The sequence below is a fragment of the Holospora elegans E1 genome (assembly GCF_000648275.1).
Lineage (GTDB): Bacteria > Pseudomonadota > Alphaproteobacteria > Holosporales > Holosporaceae > Holospora > Holospora undulata_A.
Genome location: NZ_BAUP01000060.1, coordinates 1 through 3,678, shown reverse-complemented (window position 1 = coordinate 3,678; position 3,678 = coordinate 1). Strand labels below are relative to the sequence as shown.

The 3,678-nt window shown below is 35.4% G+C and carries 6 protein-coding genes; 2 read left to right on the top strand and 4 right to left on the bottom strand.

Annotation, left to right across the window (positions count from 1 at the left end; translation table 11 throughout):
- Positions 1–133 precede the first annotated feature (133 nt).
- The 3 genes from HE1_RS09580 to HE1_RS08060 are packed head-to-tail and all read right to left on the bottom strand — an operon-like array spanning position 134 to position 759.
- A complete protein-coding gene (locus tag HE1_RS09580) occupies positions 134–277 on the bottom strand; it encodes a hypothetical protein (protein ID WP_242837173.1) in 144 nt (47 codons plus the stop codon).
- Complete coding sequence (locus tag HE1_RS09575) at positions 277–525, bottom strand: IS1 family transposase (RefSeq protein ID WP_035544156.1); 249 nt, start codon at positions 523–525, stop codon at positions 277–279. Before HE1_RS09575 ends, HE1_RS09580 begins: the two co-directional genes overlap by 1 nt.
- A 45-nt stretch (positions 526–570) precedes the next feature.
- Positions 571–759 (bottom strand): helix-turn-helix domain-containing protein, encoded by a 189-nt coding sequence (locus HE1_RS08060; RefSeq protein ID WP_242837174.1) that lies wholly within the window; start codon positions 757–759, stop codon positions 571–573.
- 88 nt (positions 760–847) lie between these two features.
- On the opposite strand from HE1_RS08060, the gene HE1_RS02020 reads away from it, so the two are divergent.
- Positions 848–2,128 (top strand): signal recognition particle protein, encoded by a 1,281-nt coding sequence (locus HE1_RS02020; protein WP_162480191.1) that lies wholly within the window; start codon positions 848–850, stop codon positions 2,126–2,128.
- A gap of 140 nt (positions 2,129–2,268) precedes the next feature.
- Here HE1_RS02020 and HE1_RS09930 read toward each other — a convergent pair whose 3' ends face one another.
- On the bottom strand, positions 2,269–2,397 hold the full coding sequence (locus HE1_RS09930; protein WP_278243126.1) for a hypothetical protein: 129 nt from the start codon (positions 2,395–2,397) through the stop codon (positions 2,269–2,271).
- Between the two features lie 669 nt (positions 2,398–3,066).
- On the opposite strand from HE1_RS09930, the gene HE1_RS02015 reads away from it, so the two are divergent.
- Positions 3,067–3,600 carry a hypothetical protein gene (locus HE1_RS02015; RefSeq protein WP_035544155.1) on the top strand — a complete coding sequence of 178 codons (534 nt, stop codon included), beginning with the start codon at positions 3,067–3,069 and terminating at the stop codon, positions 3,598–3,600.
- Positions 3,601–3,678: the final 78 nt, after the last annotated feature.

Here is a 3,678-nt window from a genome sequence, read left to right as displayed (position 1 = left end):
TATTTCACCTCTATTAAATATTTTTGTCAAAAACTTTTTGATTTTTCAGGTGTATCAATGTAATAAGAATTTAAAATTTTACATTTAACAAGTACAAATAGGTTTTTAATATTTTTTAAAAAAACCAAGGCTTTCAACCAAATACAGCACGATTAATTTTCAAAGTTTTATTAACGCGAAGTTCCGAAAAAATATGCAGTGTTCCCTCCAGAATTTCAAGTGATCGTATGTTTGCAAGGGGGGCAAAATATTGCAAACTAATGGCGATGTCGAGCATTAATTTTGTTCAATGGAAAAGGTTTTATCTTTTCCCTGAAAGAGGCAAGGGCTTGAAATAATTTTATTAAAACCTTCCCAATGATTTCCGCAATAAAATAAAATTTTCCATTTTTTTAATCGTTCAAAAACTCGTTTGAATGTTTTCCTCGTGTGATCACCAAATTCCCAATAGAAGAGCCCTTTTCCAGCACGATCATAGGCTTTAAAAATCCAAATTTCTTGCTTCTTTTTTTTTAATAATACCAAAATTTATCGACTTCTATGACAATACCTTTGTCTTCTGGAGATGGCTCAATTTTGGCGCATAGCCTTAATCCTAAGGTGCTTGCCCCACTTCAAAATAGCGGTGGCGCTGACACCAAAAAGCTGAGCAATTTGGTTCATTGAAAGGCCGCTTGCGTATAAAACAAGGGCTTGGAGCTTGTCTTTTTCAGGCACACCTTGTGAAAATTTTTCCACATTGTTTGTTATTGCAAAAATTTTTTAGAAACTTTTTTACGCAAATCCAAATCTCTTTTTATTTCATTTGATTTTTAAAGCAAATTAAGGTAGACTGAACAGGATTTTATTGATCGATACCCAAGAGATGTTTGGACGTTTAGGAGTTTCTGTGCGTAATGCAGTACAACGCATCGGAAATGGCTCTGTTGTCACACAAAAAGATATAGATAAAGCGTTAAGGGAAATTAGGATTGCTTTACTAGAAGCAGATGTAGCGCTTCCAGTTATTAAGACGTTTTTACAAAAAGTTCAAGACCAGGCGTTAGGCAGAAACCTTGTAAAGTCATTGTATCCAGACCAGCTCATCAGTAAGATTGTGTACGATGAAATGCTTGCCTTGGTAAATAATGATCCAGTTCACTGGGCCAGAAGGTCTTCTATTCTGGTTATGGGGTTGCAAGGAAGTGGAAAAACAACCTTATGTGGAAAATTAGCCTTTATGTTTAAAGCTCAGAATATTTCAACACTTCTTGTTTCTCTCGACCCTTATCGTCCCGCAGCTCAGTCCCAACTTGCAGTAATAGGAAATAGCATTGGTGTAGACGTCCTTCCTGTTGTAGAAGAAGATGTTTACACCACTGCAAAACGCGCGCTATCTAAAACGCCTTTCTATGATCACATCATTTTTGACACCGCAGGACGTTTGCACGTGGATAAAGAGCTGATGGAAGAGTTAGTTCAACTGCAAAGCATTATTCGCGCAAAAGAAAACTTACTGGTTTGTGACAGTTTAATAGGGCAAAGCATCACAGAGGTTTCAAAATCTTTTTCTAAATTAACGCTTAACGGAATAGCGTTGTCGAAATTAGATGCTAATCATAAAGCTGGAGTAATTTTATCTTTAAAGTCGTTGTTGGACCTTCCCATAAAATTTTTAGGAACCGGTGAAAAACCTCAAGACTTTATGCAATGGGACGCAAAGCGTATAGTCAATCGTATATTAGATCAAGGAGATATCGCAGAACTTGTGCACAAAACCACGCAACTTCTTTCCCATGAAACCCACGCTCAGCAACTAAGTCGTATTCAAAAAGGAATATTTACTTTGGATGATCTTATTGTTCAGATGGACGCAATGCAAAAAATGGGGGGGTTATCCTCTATACTAAAATTAATCCCAGGAATGGGGGCAATTCTAGAGTCTTTGCAAAATAAAGACACTTCTTTTAAAAAAGAGAAAGCGATTTTGTCGTCCATGACTGTTAAAGAAAGAAAGGACCCCAAGATACTTGATGCCTCTCGAAAAAAACGTATCGCAAGGGGAAGCGGAACCACAGTTCAAGACGTTAATCAGCTGTTGACACGTTTTGGAGAAATGAAAAAAATGTTTGGAAAATTTTCTAAATAAAGATTTTTGTTTATGAAGGATAGATTTTTTTTATTATTGTATATAAAAGCGCTCGTACAGGTAGTAGAGAATAAAAATTCCTGATTTTCCTAACATCAAGTGTATTTGAAGAAGCAATTTACATTAGACTTCTTCGTAAACTATAGTTTAGCTAACTCCATAGCATAATTAGAAGAAATAAGATTAAAGTCTAGATCCAGATCTTTTTCTTCTATTTCTGAAACGATGAGTTTAAATCGTTTAAGAGCTCCAATAACTTTTTCATTCACCTCTCTTCACTTTAAAATTTTTATTTTTATCTTTTTTTCTTTGGTAATGCAGGAGTACGATGCAGATTTTTTTCTCGATGAACCTTTATTTTGGATTCTTTAAATTCTCTAAAATCGTGACGCTTACCCCTTTGAAAATGCCGCACATATACCTTGTCTTGTGTTTTTATAGAAAGCTGCTTCTTTTTTCCTGAATAAAATAAATTTTGTTTATTATTGGTATTTTTGATCTTTTTCTTATTTTTAATTTTTTTTGGCGTTATCTTGGTGATTCTCTAATACAGTCATTTAGCCTGAAGATGGGATTTGGAAGAATGAAGAAAAAGCTTCATAAAGTTTATCAAACGCATTAATTTGGGATCTAATACATCGTTTCATATTGGCCAAGAATTTTTCAATTGGATTTAGATCCGGGGTGCCTCCCACCCAACAGATTTAATTAAATATTTAGTTTTCTGTGATCGATGAAAGGCAGAAGTATCCATAACTCCCCCCCCTAGCCTGGCTTCAGCTTCTTTATTAAACATTGTTTCCCCCAAATTTCGAATACCTTCATAGTACAAGATTCATTAAATATCATTGGAGCTCATACTCCCCCTCACTTTTTTGAAGGGTCTTTAAAAGACCCGAAAGATAGACTATTTTATTAAAAACAAACAACAATGCTTAATGCAAATGAACCTCTCATCCTTAATAAACAAGATAAAAAAAATATTAGCTTTTCACAATTCCCGCGCAGAGACTTTTAAAACCTTCGTACTTAGTATGATCGATCAGCGAAAGGTTCAGCATCCTGCGATGATCCACAAGATGCACTCTCCACCTTCAATAAAATCCAAGCTTGAACGCGTCAGGCGTTTTTTTAAAAGGACAAGTAATTATTCTGGACTCTTCTCAAAAGCCTTAATATCAAGCATTTGGGAGCCAGTTCCTAAAATGCATTTAATGCTCGATGGCACCAATTGGAAGTTTGGAACGCAGAATATCAATTGCCTCGTACTAGCTGTTAAAGTTGAAAATATTGCATTTCCTTTGTTTTGGAGCATGCTTGATCACCAGAAAAATTCGCACACCCTAGCACGCATCAGCTTATTAAATCAATTTCAGGAAATCTTTGGGTTCGATAAAATTCTCTCCTTTTCAGCTGATCGCGAATTTGTGGGCAAAGATTGGATCACTTATTTGTTTGACTTATTTGTTTGACCACAAGATCCCTTTTTTTATCCGTATAAAAGATAATCAATTGGCCAACTTCGGCACCTCTAAAAAGTCTTTGAAGGA

What these genes read in the sequence shown, in the direction of transcription:
- HE1_RS09580 (WP_242837173.1), bottom strand. Translation starts at nt 277, where the DNA reads ATGCTCGACATCGCCATTAGTTTGCAATATTTTGCCCCCCTTGCAAAC.
- HE1_RS02015 (WP_035544155.1), top strand. Translation starts at nt 3,067, where the DNA reads ATGCAAATGAACCTCTCATCCTTAATAAACAAGATAAAAAAAATATTA.